The sequence below is a fragment of the Phytobacter sp. V69 genome (assembly GCF_965644215.1).
Lineage (GTDB): Bacteria > Pseudomonadota > Gammaproteobacteria > Enterobacterales > Enterobacteriaceae > Phytobacter.
The window spans coordinates 1-422 of the sequence record NZ_CBFFRL010000531.1 but is presented as its reverse complement, the minus strand read 5'-3'; the positions used below and the strand labels follow the sequence as shown (position 1 = coordinate 422).

Genomic DNA, 422 nt, shown 5'->3' with positions numbered 1-422 from the left:
TATCTTTCAATGGTCAAGCTGGGTTGCATCCGATTGTTTTACAAGAGGTTATGCAATTAAGGGACACAGCCTAATGTTTCACACAACCGGAGGTCAGAAATGGCAAACCATCGTGGTGGTTCAGGTAATTTCGCTGAAGACCGTGAAAGAGCATCAGAAACAGGTCGTAAAGGTGGCCAGCATAGTGGGGGGAATTTTAAAAATGACCCACAACGTGCCTCGGAAGCTGGTAAGAAAGGGGGCAAAAGCAGCCACGGCAGCCGCAGCAGCTAATGCTCATGCGTTGTGGTGACGGTTGTTATCGCAACCCGTAACCGTCTGCTCGCCGCCGGGTTTCGCCCGGCGGTTTTTTGTGCACAGAAAACCCCCAGCTAGGCTGGGGGTTCCGGAAAGCTTTCAGCTTTAAGCCAGTTATCAAAACC

1 protein-coding gene is annotated in these 422 nt (G+C 50.9%); it reads left to right on the top strand.

All coding sequences use genetic code 11. The features are described 5' to 3' along the window. Window positions 1-99: 99 nt before the first annotated feature. Window positions 100-273, top strand: coding sequence for a con-10 family general stress protein (locus ACSZPU_RS26335; RefSeq protein WP_499004575.1), 174 nt, complete (start codon window positions 100-102; stop codon window positions 271-273). The last annotated feature ends 149 nt before the right edge of the window (window positions 274-422 follow it).

What these genes read in the sequence shown, in the direction of transcription:
- ACSZPU_RS26335 (WP_499004575.1), top strand. Translation starts at nt 100, where the DNA reads ATGGCAAACCATCGTGGTGGTTCAGGTAATTTCGCTGAAGACCGTGAA.